The following is a 21,532-nucleotide window of genomic DNA, read 5'->3' on the forward strand; positions in this document are numbered from 1 at the left end:
CCTCCACTGATCGGTCACATATGCTTCGCTGCCATACGGCCGGGGTGGGCCGTGCCGTACGTACAAAAGGGGGGTGCACTGTGACCGGGCTCCCCGCGGACGGCTCTCCGGCGAAACCCGTGCGTTCGGACGTCGTCCCCGTGCAGCCGGGCCCTTCCCCGGTCGGCAACGGATCGGTCTGGGACGTCGATGCCGTGATCCTGCTGGTCGAGGACGACGCCGGCGATGCGCTGCTGGTCGAGGAGATGCTCGCGGACAGCGAGCTGGACTCCGCGCTGACCTGGTGCAAGACGCTGGCGGAGGCACGGCGCTTCCTGGCCGGGAGCCGCACCCCGTGCTGTGTGCTGCTCGATCTGCATCTGCCCGACGTGTTCGGCCTGGACGCCGTCACCCAGCTCGTCGAGTCGGCCCCGGACGCGGCCATCGTGGTGCTGACCGGCCGGGCCGAGTCCGATACGGGCCTGTCGGCCGTGGCGACCGGCGCCCAGGACTACCTAGTCAAGGGGCGGCTCGATCCGGAGGCGCTGGGCCGTTCGGTCCGCTACGCCCTCCAGCGCAAGCAGGTCGAGCGGGCGGCGGCGGCGCTGCGTGCCAACCGTCTGATGGCGCAGGAGAACGCCCGCCTGGAGCGCGGTCTGCTGCCGGTGCCGCTGCTGCTCGACGACTCCTTCGAGGCGGTCGCCCGGTACGAGCCGGGCAGGGCGCACGCGCTGCTCAGCGGGGACTTCTACGACGTGGTGCAGACGTCCGACGGCACGGTGCACGCGGTGATCGGCGATGTGTCGGGGCACGGGGCGGCGGAGGCGGCGCTGGGGGTGTGTCTGCGGGTGGCGTGGCGTACGGCGGTGCTGTGCGCGACCGGCCAGCTCGAACAGGTCCGGCTGCTGGAGGAGATCCTGGTCGCCGAGCGTTCCGACCCGCATGTCTTCGCGACTGTCACCTCGCTGGCCTTCGACCCGGACCGGTGCCGGGTGCGGGTGGTGCGGGCCGGGCACCCCGGGCTGCTGCTGCGCGGCGGGGCCCGGGTGAGCTGGGAGGAGCCCGAGCCCGGGATGGCGCTGGGTCTGGTGCCGGGGACGGGGACGGAGCGGTGGAGCGCCTCGGAGCTGTCGCTGCCCTCGGACGGCCGGCTCGTGCTGTTCACCGACGGGCTCTTCGAGGGGCGTTCGGGACCGGGCTCCCGGCTGGGCGAGGAAGGGCTGCTCGCCATGGCCCGCAGGCACGGGGCGCTGGCGGCCCGGGACTTCGTGGACACCCTGGTCGACGAGGCGGCCGCGGCGGCGTCCCCGTACGGCGGTCTCGCCGACGACGTCGCCGTGCTCCACCTGGGCTGGGGACGGAGCGGCGCGCGATGAGCGGCCACGACACCTCGCCGGGCACCCGGCCCGGCATTGCCTCACGCCTGTCGGTCCAGCGCTGGGTCCATCTGATACTCGCCGTCTTCGTACTGATCGTCTGCGCCGGCGGGCTCGTCGGTGGCCTGGTGCAGTCCCGGATATCCGACCGCACCACCGACCTGGTGGACCGCATCCAGCCCGCCCGTTCCTCGTCCTTCCAGCTGCAGAACGCCCTGCTGGAGCAGGAGACCGGGGTCCGTGGCTTCGCGCTCACCGGTGACGCGACCTTCCTGCGGCCCTACGAGGAGGGGATGCGCGACGAGAGCCTGCGGCTGGCCCGGGTGCGCGCGCTCGTCGGGGACGAACAGCCCTTCGCCGACGATCTCGACCGGATCGCCGCGGCCGCCCGGGAATGGCGCGGCCAGCACGCCGAGCCGCTGGTCGCCGCGGTCCGCCGGGACGGTCCGGCCTCCGAGTCCTCGGCCCCGATCCGGCAGAGCAAGGACGAGTTCGACACGCTGCGGCGGCTGTACAAGACCCAGCAGGCCCATCTCGACGTGGCGCGCGACCTGGCCCGCGCCGATCTGGGCACCGCCCGCACCACCAGGGACCGGGTGTTCATCGCGTTGGTCGTGGGCTTTCTGGCGGCCGTGGTCGCGCTGGGGCTGCTGCTGCACCGGATGGTGGGGCGGCCGCTGAGCCTGCTGGCCGCCGCCTCCGACACGGTCCGGTCGGGGGCGTTCCGCAACCGGATCGAGGTCGGCGGACCGTCGGACGTGCGGGCGGTCGCGGCGGCCGTCGAGGACATGCGCCGCCGGATCGTCGGGGAGCTCGCCGATTCCCAGGAGCGTGAACAGCTGCTGGCGGAGCAGGCCCAGGAGCTGCGCCGGTCGAACGCGGAGCTGGAGCAGTTCGCCTATGTCGCCTCGCACGATCTGCAGGAGCCGTTGCGCAAGGTCGCCTCGTTCTGCCGGCTTCTGGAGAAGCGGTGCGCCGAGTCGCTGGACGGCCGGGCCCGTCAGTACATCGACTACGCGGTGGACGGTGCGACCCGGATGCAGGTGCTGATCGACGACCTGCTCGCCTTCTCCCGCGTGGGGCGGGTGCACGACAAGTGGAAGCCGGTCGGCCTCGACCGGACCCTCGACCGGGCGCTGGCCGATCTCGCGCTGGTCGTCGAGGAGTCCGGCGCCACGGTCGTACGGGAGTCCCCGCTGCCCGAGGTGACCGGGGACGCGACGGCGCTCTCCATGGTCTGGCAGAACCTGATCGGCAACGCGGTGAAGTTCCGCCGGCCCGATGTGCCGTGCCGGATCACGGTCGGCTGTGTCCGGGAGGGCGAGGACTGGCACTTCTGCGTCTCGGACAACGGGATCGGCATCGCGCCGGAGTTCGCGCAGAAGGTCTTCGTGATCTTCCAGCGGCTGCACGGCAGGGACGAGTACGAGGGCACGGGCATCGGTCTGGCGCTGTGCCGGAAGATCGTGGAGGTCCACGGGGGGCGGATCTGGCTGGACGAGGAATCCTCGGAGGGCACCCGGATCCGTTTCACCCTGCCGGTCTCCCCCGCCGCGCCCGCGCGCTCCGCGGCGGAGCACCCCCTCGCGGACTCGGCGGCCGGGCAGGTCGGCCATGGCTGAGATCTGCCTGGTTCTTCCCGGAGTGGGGCCGTTCGTCGCGGGTAGGCGGACGTCGAGAAGCTGTCACCGAACACCCCTGCGTCGCCCTGGCTGGAGCACATGAACGAACAGGTCACCTCACGACCGGCCGGCTCCCCCTGCCCGGACCGGTCCACGGAGGTTCTGCACAGCGCCGAGGTGTTCGACGGCGAGCCCGGCTGCATCGCGCAGGCGCGGGCGTTGGCCGATCGTTTTCTGGTCCGGCTGGCCGCCGAGTGGCTCGCGGTCTTCGGCGAGCACACCCGCAGCGATCTGCTGCTGGCGGTGAGCGAGCTGGTCACCAATGCGGACCGGTACAGCCAGGGCCCCTATCTGCTGGAGCTGGAGGGCACCGCGGAGCGCGTCAGCGTCACGGTGTACGACTCCAGCACCGCCCTGCCGCTGTTCTACTCCCCCGACCCGGCGCGCCCCGGCGGTCACGGCATGGAGATCGTGGTGGCGCTGTGCGACCGGCTGACCGCCGAGCGGGTGCCGGTGGGCAAGCGCATCCGGGCCGAGTTCGAGCTGAGCAGCTGAGCTGTGGGGCGGGCGGGACGCCGCCCGCCCCACGACCAGGTCACGGGTCAGGTGGCGGGGCACCCCGCCACGACCGGGTTCGACGCGTCGCGGACGAGCGCTTCCTGCGCCGCCCGGATCCGTTCGACGTCGGGTTTCACGATCCGGCGGTCGTAGGTGAGCAGTCCGTTCAGCTCGCCCTCGACGTCCGAGATCTGGGTGTAGACGGCGCCGTTGCCGCCCTTGCAGGCGAGCTTCCGCACCTCGTCGAGCCTGGCCAGATAGTCGTCGGTGTACGTGGCCGGGTCGACCGCGATGTACGACTGCTGTACGGCCCAGGCGTGCCCCGGCACTGCCAGGCCCAGCCCCCCGTACTCACCGCTGACCAGGGCGCGCTTCCCGTCGGGCTGCGGCAGCGCGGGGCTCGGATAGCCGTGCGCGTCGGCGATGTCGCCGTTGCCGCCGTCCACCGCTCCGCAGCAGTTGAGCCCGCTCATGTTGTTCACCGGCCGGGTCGGGTCCCAGGACTTGGCCAGGTCCGCGATGCGGGCCTGGTCGTACTGGCCCCAGCCCTCGTTGAAGGTGACCCACATGGCGACGGACGGATGGCCGGCGTGTTCGTCGATCATCTCCTTCATCTCGCGCTCGTACTCGGCGCGGGCGGCGGTGGAGGGGTTGACGGTGTTCATCGCGGGCATGTCCTGCCAGACCAGCAGGCCCAGCCGGTCGGCCCAGTAGAACCAGCGATCGGGCTCGACCTTGATGTGTTTGCGTACGGAGTTGAACCCCATCGCCTTGTGCATCCTCAGGTCGTACGCGAGGGCCTCGTCGGTGGGCGCGGTGTGCAGCCCGTCGGGCCAGAAGCCCTGGTCGAGGGTGGCCATCAGGAAGACCGGCTCACCGTTGAGTACGGTGCGCGGGGTGCCGTTCACCTTCTCGACGGCGATCGACCGCATCCCGAAGTAGCTCCCGACCCGGTCCGATCCGACACGGACCTCCAGCCGGTAGAGATGCGGGTCGGCGGCGGACCACAGATGCGGGTCGGGCACGGCAGGTCCAGTGCGGCACCGGTACGTCCGCCGGCGGTCGCCACCTTGCGCTTCCCGTCGTACGCGGTCGCCGTGACGGGCACCCCGTCCCGTACCCCGCGCACCTCGACGGTGAGCTTCTCGCCCCGGACGTCGGGGGTCAGCTTCAGCGAGTCGGCGTGGTCGGCGGCGACCGGCTCCATCCACACCGTCTGCCAGATCCCGGACGACGGGGTGTACCAGATGCCGCTGGGATCGAGGCGCTGCTTGCCCATCGGCGGGTTCTCACCGTCCGCCGCGTCGGTCGGGTCGTGGACGCCGACGATGAGTTCCTGGATGCGGCCGGGCTTCAGCGCATCGGTGATGTCGGCGCCGAACTTGTCGTAGCCGCCCTTGTGTTCGGCGACCTTGCTGCCGTTGACATACACCTCGGATTGCCAGTCCACGGCCCCGAAGTTCAGCCGGAGCCGCTTGCCGGAGCCGATCTTCCAGTCCCGGGGCACGGTGAAGGTGCGGCGGTACCACATCCGGTCCTCGTGCCGCTCGATCCCGGAGAGCTGCGATTCGACCGGGTAGGGCACGAGGATCTTCTCGCCGAGCTTCCTGCCGACCGGGGGCCGCTCCCCCGCCTTCGCCGCGGCGAACTCCCAGGAGCCGTTGAGGTTCTGCCAGTTGTCCCGGGTGAGCTGGGGCCGGGGGTACTCCGGCAGCGCGTTGTGCGGGCCCACCTCGTCGGCCCACCGGGTGCGCAGCTCGTACGTGGAGCGGTTCGGCCCGCCGGACCAGAAGGCCCCGACGGCCTTTCCGTCCTCCCCGGCCAGGGCTCCCGCGCCGTCGTAGCGGACGTCGGCGAGCCCGGTGGCGTCACCGGCCTTGTTGCCGACGACGGGTTCCTCCAGCGCCACGGTCAGGCTGCGCGGGTCGGCCGGATCGGCCTCGACCGCGCCGAGCGGCCACTCGGCACCGCCGATGACGGCGTCGAGGTGGTTCACCAGCCCGGCGGGCGGGGGCGCGAGCTTCTGCGCGAAGTCCAGCTTGAGCGTGCGGCCGTCGGCGAGGACGGTGGCGGCGATGGCCCCGTCGTACGCGAACCCGTCGGGCAGCCGGAAGGCGGACTGCGGCACCGGTACCTTGCTGCCGCCGGGTTCGGTCCACTTCAGGTGGAGGTTGGATCCGCCCTGGTGCTCGAAGAACTCCACCTTGAGGTCGTACGCCCGGCCGGCGGTCAACTCCACCGGCTGCGAGGTCTGTTCCCTCTCCCAGTCGTCGACCCAGTGGTCGATGACCGGCTTCCCGTCGATCCAGAGCCGGAAGCCGTTGTCCCCGATCATCGAGAAGAGATGGGCGCCGGTCTTCTCCGGCACGATCTTCCCGGTCCAGCGGATGCTGACGTCGTCGTTCTGTCCGGTGGCCGAGGCCAGCCGGGGCTCCAGCGTCGGGAAGTCGATGTCCGGGTCGAATCCGGTCGCCCTGAGCTGCCCGAAGTCGAAGGCGCCGGGGGCGGACTGAGTGTAGTACTCGCCCTTGAGACCATGCACGTCGCCGGGGTCGGGGGCGGCCGAAGCGGTGGGCACGGCGGTCAGGCCGGCGGCGCCGAGAACTGTGGCGAGAAGCAGTACCAGTTTCTTTCTGATGCGCACGGATCCTCCTAGCTGAGGAAGGGTGGCGGCTCGTTGCGGCACGATGTACAACGTTGGAAGGAACGGCAGTTGGCATGACAGCACGACACCCGAGCCGGTGTCCAGGTGCATGACAAATAGAGGGGGTCGCCGTGGTCCGGCGCATCGGGTATCGGGCTCCCCGGCCCGCCCTCAGATGCGATACGCGCCCGTCGGCACGCCGTGGGCCACGCCGTAGGGGGTCGTGCAACGGGCCCGGAGCGTGGCGGGCCGGCCGGTGTGCGGGGAGCGGCGGTGGGTCCGGCGCTCCCGGGTCAGGCGCTCCCGGGTCCGGAGCCTTCGAAGACGCAGTCCCCGCACAGGCCGCCGCCCGGCGTGCGGTAGTACAGACAGCAACTGCGGCGGCGGAAGGCCACGTCGTGCGGGGCGCCGGTGTTCCGGAGGTCGGGGTGGTCGAAGAGTTCGGCGGCCAGTGCGCGGGCCCGCGCCGCCGCGTCGGGGCGGTGGTGGGTGCGCGCCCAAGCGAGGAGCTGGCGCAGGGCTCCGGCCAGCGCGGACCCAGCGTTGCCCCACAGCAGCCGGTCGGACAGCGGGCCGTCCCGGTGGACCGCCTCGGCCAGGGGTACGAGGTGGCCGTACTGGACGACTTCACGGATCCGGCAGGCGGTGGCGGGCAGCGACCCGGTGCCGTCCAGCCACAGATCGTCGGGGGCCGGCTGCCGGGGATCCCAGTGGACGTCGCCGGGCGAAAGGGCGGGGAAGCGGCCGGTCAGTGCCGCCGGTCCGAGCGCGACCGACCAGAGACGGGAGGCCAGCCCCAGGTGCGCGACCGAGGCGGCGACCCTCCGCTCGGAGGTGCCCAGCCGGGCGGCGACCGTGTCGATCCGGGCTGTGAGCGGGGCCTGCTCCCCCGCGTACAACCGCGCCAGCGGGCGGTGCGCCCCTTGCGGCGGCGCGGTGGTCCGCAGCGCGAAGAATCCGCCCATCGAGGCCGCCGCGGACCCGTCCATCACACGTGCTCCTTCCCGGCGTTCCGGCCGCCGGTCCCGACTGCGCGGCCGCCCCGGCATGCCACGGCCCGGCGCTCACCGTAACCCTGAGGGGTTACGGCCCCTGAGCCCTACGGGGGAGAACTACCCTCCGGAGGAGGACACTGGGACCACGGTCGTACTACTGAAGCAGTACGCCGAATCGCCGTCTCAAGGACGACGACGCAGCCGCGTTGAAGAGACATCGTGGTGTACATGAGTTCCCTTGCGCTGTCCGTGCTGCTGTCACTGGTCTCCGCGGTCGCGTACGCGGCCGGGGCGATCGTCCAGGAGCGCGTGGCGACGACCGGCGGGGGTCACTCGCCGGCACCGCTGCGCAACCGGGTCTGGTGGGTCGCCGTGGCGCTGAACGGCGTGGGCGCGGTGCTCCATGTCGTGGCGCTGGCCTACGGCCCGCTGAGCCTCGTCCAGCCGCTCGGTGCGCTGACCATCGTCTTCGTCCTGCCGATGGCGGCGCTCTTCGTACGCCGCCGGGCGGGAGCCACCGCGTGGCGGGGCGCGATCATGGCGACCGTCGGTCTGGCGGGCCTGCTCGCGCTCACGGGGAACGCCGAGTCGCACGCCCTGAACGGACGGGACCAGCTGATCGTCGCCGGTGCGACGCTCGGTGCGGTCGCGCTGCTCCTGCTGATCTCCACGGGCGTCCACCGGCCGGTGGTACGGAGCGTGGTCCTGGCCGGGGCGGCCGGCATCGCGTTCGGCATCGCCTCGGTGTTCACGAAGACCGTGGCGGTGGGGCTGTCCTCCGGTGCGGTGGGGGCCGGGCTGCCGGCGCTGCTGGCGATCGCCGGTTTCGCCGCCACCGGGCTGCTGGTCTCCCAGGCCGCGTACCGGGGCGCCGGGCTGACCGCGCCCCTGGCGACGGTGACCGTGGTGAACCCGGTGATAGCGGCGGTCGTGGGCCTCACGATGTTCGGCGAGCAGTTCCGGCACGGCACGGCCGGGACCATGCTCGCACCGGCCTGTGCGGTGGTCGCCGCGGGCGGTCTGATCCTGCTCACGACGGAGCGGCTGGGCGCGGAGCACCGGGCCGCTGAGGCGGCGGACGGCGGGCTCGCGGACGCCCGGGCGGACGGGGAGCCCGTCGGCATGGAGCCCGTCGGCATGAAGCATGGCGACATGGAGCACGGCGGCGTGGAGCACGGCGACATGGAGCACGGCGGCGTGGAGCACGAGGACGTGGCGGCCACGGAAACGGCACCCGGGCCTTCCTCGCCCGGCGGGACCGCCGGGGCGGTCCGGGGCACGTTCTCCGCGGCGCGTCGTCCCATGCCTGTGCTGATGCCGCTGGAGTGTCTGGGCCGGGTGGTCTTCGGGCCGGGGATGTCGCGGTACACCGGACCCGCGGGACCGGCCGATCCCGATGACGCGGCCGACCCCCAGGGCGCCGTTCAGACTCTGACGCCGCCCGCCCTGAGGTAGACCAGCGGGTCGATGTCCGATCCGTAGCCGGGGCCGGTGCGGATCTCGAAGTGCAGGTGCGGTCCCGTGACGTTCCCGGTGGAGCCAGAGCGCGCGATCCGCTGGCCCGCCGAGACATGGCGGCCCTCACGCACGTGCAGCGCGGACAGGTGCGCGTACTGGCTGTACTTGCCGTCGCTGTGCCGGATGACGACCTGGTAGCCGTACGCGCCGCCCCAGCCTGCCGAGACGACGGTGCCGGAGGCCACCGCCCTGATCGACGTACCGGTCGGGACCGGGAAGTCGACCCCGGTGTGATAGCCGCTGGCCCAGGAGCCGGACTGGTGGTACGGGGTGCCGATGCCGGCCGCGACGGGTGCCACCAGACCAGCGTGCTGCTCCGTACGCGGCTTCGGCCGGTGGCTCTCGGTCTTCTTCGGGTGCGGCTTCGGCTTCACGGTGTTCTGGTGCGGCTTCGCGGTGCTCGGGTGCGGCTTCGGCGTCGCGGTGTCGTGGCGGGGCTTCGTCGCGGCGGCCTGTTGCTTCGCTTCGGCGGCCTGCTGGTGCGGCTCTGCCTTCGGGCGCTCCGGTGCCGCCGAGCGCTGCGGTGCGGTGGACTTCCGGGGCTTCGGCTCGGCCTTCGGCTTCGCCTGCGCGCTCGTGCCCGGCCTCGCGGGCCGGGCAGTGTCCAGGCTCAGGCGCTGCCCGGGCAGGATCAGGTCCGGGTCGTCACCGACGACCTCGCGGTTCTGCGCGTAGAGGTGCTGCCAACCGCCCCGGACCCGCTCGCTCGCCGCGATCGCGGAGAGCGAGTCGCCGCGTGCCACGGTGTACGACTCACGCTTGCCGGGGATGGTGGTCGGCGTGGCGGGGGCGGAGGTCCGCTCGGCCGTGGGCTTACCGGAGGCGGCCCTGTCCGGGGAGGTCTTGCCCGGCGCCTTCACATGGCTGGTGCGCTGCGACTGCGGGGCGACGTCGGCGGCGTCCCCGCGGCTGCTCAGCCCCGCCTTGGCCGAGCAGCCGGGCCAGGCACCCGGCCCCTGCGCTTCGAGCACCTTCTCGGCGATGGAGATCTGCTCGCCCTTGGTGGCCAGGTCGGCGCGCGGGGCGTAGACCGTGCCTCCGTACGCCGCCCAGGTCGAGCGGGTGAACTGCAGCCCGCCGAAGTAGCCGTTGCCGTTGTTGATGTGCCAGTTGCCGGTCGACTCGCAGGCGGCGACCTTCTCCCACACATCCGGGGTCGCGGCGCCGGCCGAGGCAGCCGCGATGAGCGGGAGTGCGAGGCCCGCACCGCCCGCGGTGACCGTGAGCGAGGCACGGTTGATCCGGCTGGGCTGATATCTGCGGTGCCGTCCGTTCGCGGCCATGACTTGGCTCCCCCACTGGCAGTAGGACACGTCGCAAGCGCCCAACTTATGTGCCGGCAAAGGGCGGTGACAAGAGAGCGGCCGGACTCACCCGTCACGGACGGCCCAGCGGTCACCGCCCCCGCCGGGCGGTCACTGCGCGAGCACCCCCTTCCGGGAAGCGGCGCGGTGCCGGGCCGCGTCCACGAGGGCGGTCATGACCCGGGTGTCGTGGCCCATCTCGGGATGCCACTGGACCCCCAGCACCAGGCTGTCGTGGCCGGTGAGTTCCACGGCCTCCACGGTGCCGTCCGGGGCATGGGCGCTCGCCGTGAGGCCGGATCCCAGACGGTCCACGGCCTGGTGGTGGTAGGTGGGCACCACGTCCGGTTCCGCGACGGCCGCCGCGTACGCCGTACCGGCAACGGGAATGACGGGGTGTTCGCCGAAGTCGCCGGGGCCGCCGGTGTGTCCGTCCAGGTGCTGGTGCAGGGTGCCGCCGAGCGCGACGTTGAGCAGTTGCATGCCCCGGCAGATGCCCAGCAGGGGGACGTGCTGGGCGATCGCCGCCTCGATCAGGGCGATTTCCCACGCGTCGCGCTCGCGTGCGGGCGGACCGGTCCGGGGGTCGGGCACCTCGCCGTAGCGGGCCGGTTCGACATCGGCGCCGCCAGCGACGACCACACCGTCCAGTGCCGCCACGGCCTCCCGGGCCGCGTCGGCGGTGTCGTCGGGCGGCAGCATCACCGCCAGGCCGCCGGCCGCCCGTACCAGGCGCGGGTAGACGGCGGGCAGCAGGACGGCCGGGGTGTCCCAGACACCCCACCGGGCCGGTTCCTGATAGGTGCTGATGCCGATGACGGGCCGGTTCATGGGCCCCTCCTCTGGTTCGTTCGCTGTTCGGTCGTGGTGCCGCCGCTGCCACGTACGGGCGTGGCAGCGGCGGTGCGGGCGTGCGTACAACGCCCTTGTCTCGCGGTCCCGTTCAGTCCCGCGACAGTTCGGCCTCGGCCGCCGCAAGGGCGGCGAATTCCTCCTCCGGGGCACTCGCGACGAGGCGGTGGCGGCTGTAGAAGGCGAAGTAGGCCAGTGCCACCACGTACACGCCGAGCGCGATGAACGCGGCGTCCCGGTCCACCAGGAAGGTCGCCACCAGCGCCGAGCATGCCAGCACGAGGGCCACGGACGAGGTGAGCGCGCCGCCGGGCGTGCGGTAGGGCCGTTCCAGGTGCGGTTCGCGCCGGCGCAGCACGATGTGGGAGAGCGCCATCAGGGCGTAGCTGATGGTGGCGCCGAAGACGGCGACGTTCAGCATCCGGCCGCCGTTGCCGATCCAGGCGGCGAGTGCGAAGCCGATCGCGCCGGGGATCAGCAGGCCGAGGTAGGGGGACTTGCGGCGGTTGGTCAGGGAGAGGAAGCGGGGCAGGTAGCCGGCCCGGGAGAGTGCGAACAGCTGGCGGGAGCCGGCGAAGATCAGCGAGAAGAAGGAGGCCACCAGGCCCGCCAGGCCGGCGTAGTTGACGAAGCGGCTCAGGGCGGTGGGGCCGCCGTCGCCCTCCAGCGCGACGACCAGGGGGTTGCCCGCCTCCTGGATGGCCTTCGCGCCCTGTGCGCCGGTGGCGGAGAGGAAGGTGAGCACCGCCAGGCCCACCAGCACGGTGAGCGAGATGGCCAGCGCCCTCGGCATCGACCTGACGGGGTCCTTGGCCTCCTCGGCGGCGAGCGGCACGCCCTCGACGCCCAGGAAGAACCACATGCCGAAGGGGAAGGCGGCCCAGATACCGAGAAGCCCGAAGGGCAGCCAGGAGGAGGAGCCGAGTGCTCCGGTGTCGACCGGGATGTCGTTGAGGCGGTCGGCGTCGAATTCGGTGAACGCGCCGATCGCGAAGATCAGCAGGGCGGCCACGGCGACGGCGGTCACGATCAGGCTGAACCGCAGCGCCTCGCCGACACCCCAGAGGTGGATCCCGATGAAGACGGCGAAGCAGGCGAGATGGACGGGCCAGCCGGAGGTGAGCCCGAAGAGGCCGAGGGACTCGACGTAGTCGCCGATGAACAGCGAGATGGCGGCGGGGGCGAGGATGTACTCGATGAGGATGGCCGTACCGGTCAGGAAGCCGCCCCAGGTGCCCAGGGCCCGGCGGGCGAATCCGTAACCGCCGCCCGCTGTGGGCAGGATGGCGGAGAGTTCGGCCAGGGCGAAGACCAGGCACGCGTACATCAGGCCCATCAGCACGGTGGCCGCGGCGAGCCCGCCGAAGCCGCCCTTGGACAGGCCGATGTTCCAGCCGGAGTAGTCGCCGGAGACGACATAGGCGACGCCGAGTCCGGTCAGCAGGAGCCAGCCCGCGCTGCCCCGGCGCAGCGTACGGCGGTGCAGATACTCGTCCTTGCCGGTCACCGCGCCGGCCGTGTCGCCGGGTGGGCTGGTGGGTGTGTCGGTTCCCTGGGCCATGGGGCGCTCCAGATGTGTGTCGACGGCGCTGCGTCGAGGCGTGGCAGACGAAAAGGGCGCATCAAAGGTTCGTCGCCACACCTTTGTGGAACGTCAGGGGAAACACAAGGGGCGCGCGTTAAACAGTGGTTACGGATGTGCGCCCAGCTCGTGGCGGGTGCGCCAGGCGCCTCCGGAGGCGATTCACCACCGTCGGCCGGGCCCTCTTCCCAAGCAATGGTTCCCTGTCATACCTTATGGATCTCGGTGCACCCAAGGAGGAATCCCGTGGCAGACCGCACACCCCCGCTCGCCGTCGAGGAGCTGCGCTCGCTCGTGGCGAGCGGGGCCATCGACACCGTCGTCCTGGCCTTCCCCGACATGCAGGGCCGGCTCCAGGGCAAGCGGTTCGCCGCCGGGTTCTTCCTCGACGAGGTTCTGGAGCACGGTACCGAGGGCTGCAACTATCTGCTGGCCGTCGACACCGACATGAACACCGTCGACGGCTACGCGATGTCCTCCTGGGAGCGCGGCTACGGCGACTTCGCGATGGTCCCGGACCTCGACACCCTGCGGCTGCTGCCCTGGCACGAGGGCACCGCACTGCTCGTCGCCGACCTCGCCTGGAACGACGGCGGCCCGGTCGTCGCCGCACCGCGCCAGGTGCTTCGCCGCCAGCTGGACCGGCTGGCCGGCCTCGGCTACCGGGCCCAGGTGGGCACGGAGCTGGAGTTCATCGTCTTCAAGGACACCTACGAGCAGGCCTGGGACCGCGGCTACCGCGGGCTGACCCCGGCCAATCAGTACAACATCGACTACTCCATCCTCGGCACCGGCCGCGTCGAACCCCTGCTGCGCCGCATCCGCAACGAGATGCAGGCGGCCGGGCTGACCGTCGAGTCGGCCAAGGGCGAGTGCAACCTCGGACAGCACGAGATCGCCTTCCGCTACGACGAGGCACTGGTCACCTGCGACCAGCACGCCGTCTACAAGACCGGCGCCAAGGAGATCGCCGCGCAGGAGGGCGTCTCGCTCACCTTCATGGCCAAGTACGACGAGCGCGAGGGCAACTCCTGTCACATCCACCTCTCGCTCACCGACGACAACGGCGACAACGCGATGTCGGGTGACGGCCCGGACGGCATGTCGGACCTGATGCGGCACTTCCTCGCCGGACAACTCGCCGCCCTGCGCGACTTCTCCCTGCTCTACGCGCCGAACATCAACTCCTACAAGCGGTTCCAGCCCGGCTCCTTCGCGCCGACCGCCGTCGCCTGGGGCCACGACAACCGCACCTGCTCCCTGCGGGTGGTCGGCCACGGCCGCTCCCGCCGCTTCGAGAACCGGCTGCCCGGCGGCGACGTCAATCCGTACCTGGCCACCGCCGGACTGGTCGCCGCGGGGCTGTACGGCGTGGAGCACGAGCTGGCACTGCCGGAGGTCTGTACGGGCAACGCCTACACCGCCGAGTACGAGCAGGTGCCGACCACCCTGCGCGAGGCCGCCGACCTGTGGGAGGCCAGCCCCATCGCCAAGGAGGCGTTCGGCGAGGAGGTCGTCGCGCACTACCTGAACATGGCGCGTGTCGAACTCGCCGCCTACGACGCCGCCGTGACCGACTGGGAGCTGCGCCGCTCCTTCGAGCGCCTGTGACCGCCGTCCCGTCCCTCACTCCCGATCGAGGCCCGCACGTGTCCCACCAGTCCGCACCGCACAGCCTGGACATCCTGAACCCGGCCACCGCCGAGGTCATCGCCACCGTCCCGGCCACCGACGCCGCCGCTGTCGACGCGGCCGTCGCCCGCGCCGCCACCGCCCAGCGCGTCTGGGCCGCGGCGGCACCCGCCGACCGCGCCCGGCTGCTCCGCCGGTTCGCCGCCACCGTCGACGAACACATCGAGGAACTGGCCCTGCTGGAGGTCCGCGAGGCCGGTCACACCATCGGCAACGCCCGCTGGGAGGCGGGCAATGTGCGCGACCTCCTCGACTACTGCGCCGGCGGCGTCGAACGCCTGCTGGGCCGGCAGATCCCGGTCGCCGGCGGCATCGACTTCACCCTGCTGGAACCGCTCGGCGTCGTCGGGGTCATCGCCCCGTGGAACTTCCCGATGCCGATCGCCGCCTGGGGCGCGGCCCCGGCGCTCGCCGCCGGCAACGCCGTACTGCTCAAGCCCGCCGAGACCACCCCGCTGACCGCGCTGCGCCTGGCGGAGCTGGCCCTGGAGGCCGGGCTGCCCGGCGGACTGTTCCAGGTGCTGCCGGGCGAGGGTCCGGTGGCCGGCGCCGCCCTGGTGGACCACCCCGGGGTGGCCAAGATCGTCTTCACCGGCTCCACCCGGACCGGCAAGCACATCATGACCCGCTGCGCCGAACGCGTGAAGCGCCTCACCCTGGAACTGGGCGGCAAGAGCCCCAACGTCGTCTTCGCCGACGCCGACCTGGAGGCCGCGGCGGCCGGGACGCCGATGTCCTTCCTGGACAACGCCGGCCAGGACTGCTGCGCCCGGACCCGCATCCTGGTCGAGCGCTCGGTCCACGACCGCTTCCTCGATCTGCTGGCACCGGCCGTCGCCGCCGTGGTGGTCGGCGACCCGTCGGACGAGAAGACCCAGATGGGTCCGCTGATCTCGGCCGTCCAGCGGGAGCGCGTGAGCGGGTTCGTGGATGCCCTGCCCGACGGCGTACGGACGGTCCTCGGCTCGGCGCCCGACGGCCCCGGCTTCTGGTACCCGCCGACCGTGCTCGCCGGGGTGTCGCCCGATGCCCCGGTGGCCGTCGACGAGGTCTTCGGGCCGGTCGCCGTGGTGCTGCCGTTCGACGACGAGGCGGACGCCGTACGACTGGCGAACGCTACGGAATACGGTCTGGCCGGATCGATCTGGACGCGTGACGTGGCCCGTGCGCTGCGGGTCGGCCAGGGGCTGCGGGCCGGGAACCTCTCGGTCAACTCGCACTCCAGCGTCCGCTACGCCACACCCTTCGGCGGCTACAAACAGTCCGGGCTGGGGCGCGAGCTCGGCCCCGACGCACTCGCCGCCTTCACCGAAACCAAGAACGTCTTCATCAGCACGGAGGCCTGAGCACCATGACCGACACCACCGCTGTCTGCCGCCGCCTGGTCGGCCGCACCGCCGTAGTCACCGGAGCCGGGAGCGGCATCGGGCTGGCCACCGCCCGGCGCCTGGCCGCCGAGGGCGCGCACGTCGTCTGCGCCGATGTGGACGAGGCGAGCGGCAAGGCCACCGCCGAGGAGGTCGACGGCCTCTTCGTACGTACCGACGTCACCGACGCCGAGCAGGTCGAGGCGCTGTTCAAGGCCGCGTTCGACACATACGGCTCGGTCGACATCGCGTTCAACAACGCGGGGATCTCGCCGCCCGAGGACGACTCCATCCTGGAGACCGGTCTCGAAGCCTGGCGCCGGGTGCAGGAGGTCAACCTCACCTCCGTCTATCTGTGCTGCAAGGCCGCCATCCCGTACATGCGCCGTCAGGGCAGGGGTTCCATCATCAACACGGCCTCCTTCGTGGCCCGGATGGGCGCCGCCACCTCGCAGATCTCCTACACCGCGTCCAAGGGCGGCGTGCTGGCCATGTCGCGCGAGCTCGGAGTGCAGTTCGCACGGGAGGGCATCCGGGTCAACGCGCTGTGCCCCGGACCGGTCAACACCCCGCTGCTCCAGGAGCTGTTCGCCAAGGACCCGGAGCGGGCCGCGCGCAGGCTGGTGCACATCCCGCTCGGCCGGTTCGCGGAGCCCACCGAGATGGCCGCCGCCGTGGCCTTCCTGGCCAGCGACGACTCCTCGTTCGTCAACGCCACGGACTTCCTGGTCGACGGCGGGATCTCCGGCGCCTACGTCACCCCTCTCTAGACGGCGTGCGGTGGGGCCGCGGGACACCGCGCCCCCGACCGTACGACCACGCCGCCCGGCCGGGCGGCCACCGGGCCCGCGGCCGGGCGTCACCCGACGCCCGGCCGTTCCGTCTGCCCCGTCCCCGATGTCCGCCCACACCACAGGAGTGTCCTCGGCGTGCCCAGACCCCGTCCCGCATCCCGGCCCGTACGGCGTTCCGCCGCACGGCTGACCGTCACCGCGCTCGCGCTGGCGGCGGCCCTGACCACCGTCACCGCACCCGCCGGGGCCCACGACCGCCCCGGCCGCGCCTGTCCGCGGCTGTCCGTCTCCACGGGCTGGTACGGGGCCAACCAGGCCCGTGTCCAGCACCTCATCGACCGCTACGGAAGCTGCTCGCCGCACCACCGCGACGGCCGGGCCGCGCCGGTGGCGGTCTTCGACTGGGACAACACCGTCATCAAGAACGACGTCGGTGACGCCACCATGTTCTGGATGCTGCGCAACTCCCGGATCCGGCAGCCCGAGCACGGTGACTGGCGCACCACCAGCCGCTACCTCACCGACGCGGCGGCCGACTCGCTGCGCGCCGCCTGCCCGGACGGCACCGGCCGCGACCGCACCCTGCCGACCGCGACCGACACCGTCTGCGCCGACGAGATCCTCTCCGTCTACAGCGAGGCCACCACCACCTCGGGGCAGGACGCGTTCGCCGGCCACGACCGGCGCACGATGGAACCCTCGTACGCCTGGCTGGCCCAGCTCACCCACGGCTGGACGGCGGCGCAGGTGCGCTCCTTCGCCGCCGCGGCCCGCGCCGAGAACCTGGCCGCCCCCGTGGGCGCCACCCAGCGGGTCGGCAGCACCACCGACGCCACCGGCTATGTCCGCTACTACGACCAGCAGCGCGACCTGATCCGCACGCTGCGCCGGGCCGGATTCGACGTGTGGATCGTCTCCGCGTCACCGCAGCCCGTGGTCGACGTCTGGGCCAGGGGTGTCGATGTCGCGCCCGGGAACGTGATCGGCATCCGGTCCACCACCGAGCGGGGCCGCTACACCTCGCACCTGAGCGCCTGCGGCACCGCGCGCCCCGGCGAGGACTCGCAGATCACCTACATCGACGGCAAGCGCTGCTGGATCAACAAGGAGATCTTCGGTGTGCGCGGTGCGGCCGCCTCCCGGGTGCAGGACCCCGCGAGGCGCCCGGTGTTCGCCGCCGGGGACTCCGACACGGATGTGTCGATGCTCCGTGACGCGACCGGGCTGCGACTGGCCCTGAACCGCAACAAGGCCGAGCTGATGTGCCGTTCCTACGACGACGCGGACGGCAGGTGGCTGGTCAACCCCATGTTCATCGCGCCGAAGGGCCGGCTGAAGGGCGCCTATCCGTGTGCCACCACCGGCTACACCGCGTCGGACGGGACCTCGGGGCCGGTGCTCCGTGGCGACGGCAGTGTGATCCCCGATCAGCACGACACCGTCTTCGCGGGCTGACGCCCGGTACGCGTGGTGGCCGCGGCCCGGCTCCTGCTGCCCCGGCCACCACGCGCCCTGCTTCTCAGCCGCTGACGCTCGCCGCGCCGGTCTCGATGTGTCCGGTGTACCGCCGCGACCAGGAGGCGTCACCGCTGATCCTCACCGTGAAGTCGTACCAGCCCTTGGTCTGCGTCACCGCGTTGAAGTAGTCCTCCTTGCTGCCGCCGGCCGGGACGGTGTACGTCCAGGGGCCGTCGCTCCGGTACTGGCCGGAGGTCACGGTGAACGTGACGGCGCTCGCCGAGGTGTTGGTGAAGGTGAACCACAGGGCGGGCCTGCCGGTGTCCGGTGCGTCGGCGTAACGGGCGGCCACCTCACAGGACCTGCCCGCCGCCGTGGCGTCGCCGGTGAACCGGCGCAGGAACCTGTTGGGTCCGGCCATGGTGAAGTCGTACTTGCCGTCTCCGTTGCCCGTGCCGATGTTGAAGAAGTCCGTGGCGGTGCCGCCCGCGTCCACGGTGTACTGCCACGGCACCGTCGAACGGTAGGCGTTGGGGTGCACCGAGAAGTGTGCGGCCCGGGTCGCCGGTGCGCCCTTGTTGGTCATGGTCAGCCAGAGCTTGACGGCTCCCGCGGCACCGAACTCCAGCCGGTCCAGATCACCGCCGGGCTGGTAGGGCAGCGCACGGGCGGGCCGGGTGCCGGGCTCCTGCGCGGGCAGCGCGTTGTTCTGCGGTACGGGGTTGGGCAGGGGGCCGCAGGTGTTCATCCCGATCACCGGGGTGGCCGGCAGGCCGGACGGCACACCGTTCACCGGATGGGCGAAGTCGAAGACGCCGGTGAGGTCACCACTGACCCTGCGCCGCCAGGCACTGATGTTGGGACAGGCCGCCGGCTTCCCGAGAGCCGTGGTCCAGGTCTCCAGGAAGCGCAGCACGGAGGTGTGGTCGAAGACCTCGGAGGAGACCCAGCCGCCGCGTGTCCAGGGCGACATGACGATCATCGGGACGCGGAAGCCGAGGCCGATGGGGACTCCGCCGAGGAATTCCCCCTCGGTTCCGGCGGGCGGCGACGGCGGCGGTACGTGGTCGAAGAAGCCGTCGTTCTCGTCGTAGTTCAGGAGGAGCACCGTGGAATCGAAGACGTCCTGATCGGCGGCGAGCGCCCGGTACACGAGGTCGACGAAGTGAGCTCCGTCGCCGGGCGGGGCGTACGGGTGCTCGGAGAAGGCCTGGTTGGCGACGACCCAGGACACCTGCGGCAGGGTGCCGGCCACCACATCGGCCTTGATGGCGGCGGCGATGTCATCGGGGGTGGAGCCGGTCACCTTCTTCACCGACGCCATCCCGAGGTCGTGCAACGGGTCGCCGGCCGGTGCGTCCGTGAACTTGCGGAAGTAGGCGAGGCCGTTGTCGCCGTAGTTGTCGTCGGCGTTCTGGTAGACGCGCCACGACACACCGGCCCGTTGGAGCGCCTCGGCGTACACCTCCCAGGTGAGCCCGGACTCGTCACCGCCGTCCTTGCTGGACGCGTCCACCTTGCCGCTCCACAGGAAGGTGCGGTTGGGCCCGGTGGCACTGAGCGCCGAGCTGAAGTAGGCGTCGCACACCGTGTAGTTGTCGGCGAGTGCGTAGTGGAAGGGGATGTCCGAGCGCTCCAGATGGCCGAGCGAGCGGACGTTCCCCACACCCGTCACCCAGTTGTCCATCCGGCCCTTGTTCCAGGCCGAGTGCTGGGACGTCCAGCTGTGCGGCAGATCGCCGTTGCACTGGGCGATCGTCTCGGGATCGGCGCCGCCCGCAGCCGGAGTGGCGCTGAGCTTCCAGGGATACTGCCGCCCCGTGCCGTTGGGCTGGTCGAAGACGCTGCGGCCGCCGCCGATGGTGATCCCGGAGCGGTCCGAGAAGCCGCGCACGCCCTTGAGGCTGCCGAAGTAGTGGTCGAAGCTGCGGTTCTCCTGCATCAGCACCACGACGTGCCGGACGTCCTTGATGGTGCCGGTCGCCGCGGTCGCGCTCGCCGTGCTCGTCCGGACCACGGCGCCCGCGGCCACCGGGGGCATGGCGGCTCCCGCCGCCACGCCCGCGCCGAGCGCCACAAAACCTCTTCGGGTGATCGGTGTCATCTGCCTGCCTTCGCCGGATTCGGATGCGTCGTCGGGACGCCGAAGCCAGGGTGGCGCTCCAGATGGTCCGGCACCAGACCTTTGACAGGAGAGTTACCTGAAGTACTGCCAACTCATCAGCACCAGAGGCTGATTCAAAGGTATGCGATGGGATGTTTGCGGAAACGGATCACGGTCAGTGCTTGCCGTTCAGGGGCGTCCGCGTCGCCTCCGGCGCGGGGTCGGGCAGCACCCCCCGCAGTCGCGCGGTGAACGCCTCGGGGTCCTCGGCACAACCGGTGTGCCCGCCGGGGAACTCCACGAGCCTGCCGATCCCCCGGTCCGCCAGCCGGGCACCGGGAATCGCCGTGAGCAGGGTGCGGGAGTCCTCCCCGACACCGATGACCAGCTTCTCCGCCCCACGCCCCAGGGCCGCCAGGTCCGGCTCGTATCCGCTGAACGAACACAGCACATGCTCCAGGAACACCGGGAGGTTGGCCCCCATCCGCCGGAACGCCTCGGCCTCCCGCGCGGAGGGTTCGTGCGCCGCCCGGTGCCCGCCCCCGGCCGGCTCGGGCGCGTCCGGGTCCGTCAGCCCCTCGGTCATGGTGGCAAGCGCCGCGGCCACCCCGCCATCGCGGAAGGAGTCGCGTACGGCCGCGAAGAGCTTCCGCCCCCGTTCCGGATCGGGCAGCAGCTCCACCAACGGCGGTTCGTGCGCGACCACTCGGTGCAGCCGCTCCGGGTGGCGGGAGAGCAGGTCCAGAGCGACGATCGCGCTCGAACTGGAGCCGAAGACGGCCACCGGCCCGCCGTCCGGCGACAGCAGCTCGATCAGCCGGTGGGCGTCCTCGCTCTGCACCGCCACCCGCTGCTCCTCCGGCGCGCCGTCGAGAACGCTGCGCGAGTAGCCGCGCGGGTCGAACGCCGCGACCGTCCAGCTGTCGGCCAGCCGCGCCGCCATCCGGTCGTAGAGCCCCGCGTCACCGCTGCCGCCCGGCATCAGCAGCAGCAGCGGGCCCTGGCCGCGGACCTCGTAGTACAGCGTCGCACCGGGCACCTTCAGCTGTCCGGTGCGCTCCGGCAGCATGTGGTCAGCCATGCCCGTTGTCCCTCTCGTCAGCTTCTTCACCCGCGGCGGACGGCCAGTGCTCCAGCAGGAAGTGCAGGGCCTCGACGGTGCGCTCCCAGGACGTCTGTACATCGCGGGGCGCGCCGAAGCCGCCGCTCGCCTCCAGGGCGCAGTAGCCGTGGAAGGTGCTGCGCAAAAGCCGCACCGCGTCCGTCAGATCGGGCTCGGCCAGTCCGTAGGCGCGCAGCATCGCGCCCGTGGTCTCGACGGTGCGGTGGTACGCGGTCGACTCGGCGACGATCTCGGGGTCGACCCGCATCTGCGTCGCCTCGTACCGGCCGGGCCGCTCCAGCGCGAAGGCCCGGTAGGCGTCGGCGAACGCGACCAGGGCGTCCTTCCCGGCCCGGCCCGCGACCGCGGTGCCGATCCGGTCGATGAACTCCCCGGCGGCCAGCAGCGCGACCCGGGTGCGCAGGTCGTGCAGGTTCCTGACGTGCGAGTACAGGCTGGCGTCCTTGACCCCGAAGCCGCGGGCCAGTGCGGAGATGGTGACCTTGTCGAAGCCGACGGAGTCGGCCAGATCGGCCGCCGCCGCCACCACGCGTTCGGTCGTGAGACCCGCGCGAACCATTCGCC

The 21,532-nt window shown here is 71.9% G+C and carries 15 protein-coding genes and 1 pseudogene; 8 read left to right on the top strand and 8 right to left on the bottom strand.

Annotation, left to right across the window (positions count from 1 at the left end; all coding sequences use genetic code 11):
- The first annotated feature begins 140 nt into the window (after window positions 1-140).
- The 3 genes from EES42_RS24850 to EES42_RS24860 all read left to right on the top strand — a co-directional run bounded on the left by EES42_RS24850 (window position 141) and on the right by EES42_RS24860 (window position 3,532).
- On the top strand, window positions 141-1,355 hold the full coding sequence (locus EES42_RS24850) for a fused response regulator/phosphatase (protein ID WP_241196610.1): 1,215 nt from the start codon (window positions 141-143) through the stop codon (window positions 1,353-1,355).
- The gene (locus EES42_RS24855; RefSeq protein ID WP_124720477.1) at window positions 1,352-2,977 is read left to right on the top strand and encodes a sensor histidine kinase; all 1,626 of its coding nucleotides are present in this window, start codon (window positions 1,352-1,354) and stop codon (window positions 2,975-2,977) included. The genes EES42_RS24850 and EES42_RS24855 overlap by 4 nt, the downstream gene beginning before the upstream one ends.
- 99 nt (window positions 2,978-3,076) lie before the next feature.
- On the top strand, window positions 3,077-3,532 hold the full coding sequence (locus EES42_RS24860) for an ATP-binding protein (RefSeq protein WP_124720478.1): 456 nt from the start codon (window positions 3,077-3,079) through the stop codon (window positions 3,530-3,532).
- A gap of 47 nt (window positions 3,533-3,579) precedes the next feature.
- Here EES42_RS24860 and EES42_RS24865 read toward each other — a convergent pair.
- Together EES42_RS24865 and EES42_RS24870 are read right to left on the bottom strand one after the other, a co-directional pair.
- A pseudogene (locus EES42_RS24865) lies at window positions 3,580-6,179 on the bottom strand (PA14 domain-containing protein).
- A 293-nt stretch (window positions 6,180-6,472) separates the two neighbouring features.
- Complete coding sequence (locus tag EES42_RS24870; protein WP_124720479.1) at window positions 6,473-7,168, bottom strand: (2Fe-2S)-binding protein; 696 nt, start codon at window positions 7,166-7,168, stop codon at window positions 6,473-6,475.
- 234 nt (window positions 7,169-7,402) lie between these two features.
- Here EES42_RS24870 and EES42_RS24875 point away from each other — a divergent pair, with 234 nt between their 5' ends.
- Window positions 7,403-8,629, top strand: a complete 1,227-nt coding sequence (locus tag EES42_RS24875) for a DMT family transporter (RefSeq protein ID WP_206433562.1) — start codon at window positions 7,403-7,405, stop codon at window positions 8,627-8,629.
- Here EES42_RS24875 and EES42_RS24880 read toward each other — a convergent pair.
- From EES42_RS24880 to eat, 3 genes are all read right to left on the bottom strand, one after another.
- Window positions 8,599-9,975, bottom strand: coding sequence for a peptidoglycan DD-metalloendopeptidase family protein (locus tag EES42_RS24880; protein WP_124720481.1), 1,377 nt, complete (start codon window positions 9,973-9,975; stop codon window positions 8,599-8,601). The two genes, EES42_RS24875 and EES42_RS24880, sit on opposite strands and share 31 nt — an antisense overlap.
- 132 nt (window positions 9,976-10,107) lie before the next feature.
- A complete protein-coding gene (locus tag EES42_RS24885) occupies window positions 10,108-10,827 on the bottom strand; it encodes a gamma-glutamyl-gamma-aminobutyrate hydrolase family protein (protein ID WP_124720482.1) in 720 nt (239 codons plus the stop codon).
- A 112-nt stretch (window positions 10,828-10,939) separates the two neighbouring features.
- Window positions 10,940-12,409, bottom strand: coding sequence for an ethanolamine permease (eat, locus tag EES42_RS24890; protein ID WP_124720483.1), 1,470 nt, complete (start codon window positions 12,407-12,409; stop codon window positions 10,940-10,942).
- A 267-nt stretch (window positions 12,410-12,676) separates the two neighbouring features.
- Between eat and EES42_RS24895 the strand changes: the two genes are divergently transcribed.
- The 4 genes from EES42_RS24895 to EES42_RS24910 all read left to right on the top strand — a co-directional run bounded on the left by EES42_RS24895 (window position 12,677) and on the right by EES42_RS24910 (window position 17,738).
- Window positions 12,677-14,041 (top strand): glutamine synthetase family protein, encoded by a 1,365-nt coding sequence (locus tag EES42_RS24895; RefSeq protein ID WP_124720484.1) that lies wholly within the window; start codon window positions 12,677-12,679, stop codon window positions 14,039-14,041.
- Window positions 14,042-14,079: 38 nt separating this feature from the next.
- On the top strand, window positions 14,080-15,468 hold the full coding sequence (locus EES42_RS24900) for an aldehyde dehydrogenase family protein (protein WP_124720485.1): 1,389 nt from the start codon (window positions 14,080-14,082) through the stop codon (window positions 15,466-15,468).
- A 5-nt stretch (window positions 15,469-15,473) separates the two neighbouring features.
- Window positions 15,474-16,259: a 3-oxoacyl-ACP reductase gene (locus tag EES42_RS24905; protein WP_124720486.1), complete on the top strand. Its 786-nt coding sequence runs from the start codon at window positions 15,474-15,476 to the stop codon at window positions 16,257-16,259.
- A gap of 159 nt (window positions 16,260-16,418) precedes the next feature.
- Window positions 16,419-17,738, top strand: coding sequence for a haloacid dehalogenase-like hydrolase (locus EES42_RS24910; protein ID WP_124720487.1), 1,320 nt, complete (start codon window positions 16,419-16,421; stop codon window positions 17,736-17,738).
- Window positions 17,739-17,802: 64 nt separating this feature from the next.
- On the opposite strand, the gene EES42_RS24915 is transcribed toward EES42_RS24910, so the two are convergent.
- The 3 genes from EES42_RS24915 to EES42_RS24925 all read right to left on the bottom strand — a co-directional run bounded on the left by EES42_RS24915 (window position 17,803) and on the right by EES42_RS24925 (window position 21,527).
- Entirely contained in the window at window positions 17,803-19,845 is a 2,043-nt protein-coding gene (locus EES42_RS24915) for a phosphocholine-specific phospholipase C (RefSeq protein WP_124720488.1), read from the bottom strand.
- A 175-nt stretch (window positions 19,846-20,020) separates the two neighbouring features.
- On the bottom strand, window positions 20,021-20,926 hold the full coding sequence (locus tag EES42_RS24920) for an alpha/beta fold hydrolase (protein ID WP_241196569.1): 906 nt from the start codon (window positions 20,924-20,926) through the stop codon (window positions 20,021-20,023).
- The gene (locus EES42_RS24925) at window positions 20,919-21,527 is read right to left on the bottom strand and encodes a TetR-like C-terminal domain-containing protein (protein ID WP_124720489.1); all 609 of its coding nucleotides are present in this window, start codon (window positions 21,525-21,527) and stop codon (window positions 20,919-20,921) included. Before EES42_RS24925 ends, EES42_RS24920 begins: the two co-directional genes overlap by 8 nt.
- Between the last annotated feature and the right edge of the window lie 5 nt (window positions 21,528-21,532).

The organism is Streptomyces sp. ADI95-17, assembly GCF_003846175.1.
GTDB classification, from domain to species: Bacteria; Actinomycetota; Actinomycetes; order Streptomycetales; family Streptomycetaceae; genus Streptomyces; species Streptomyces sanglieri.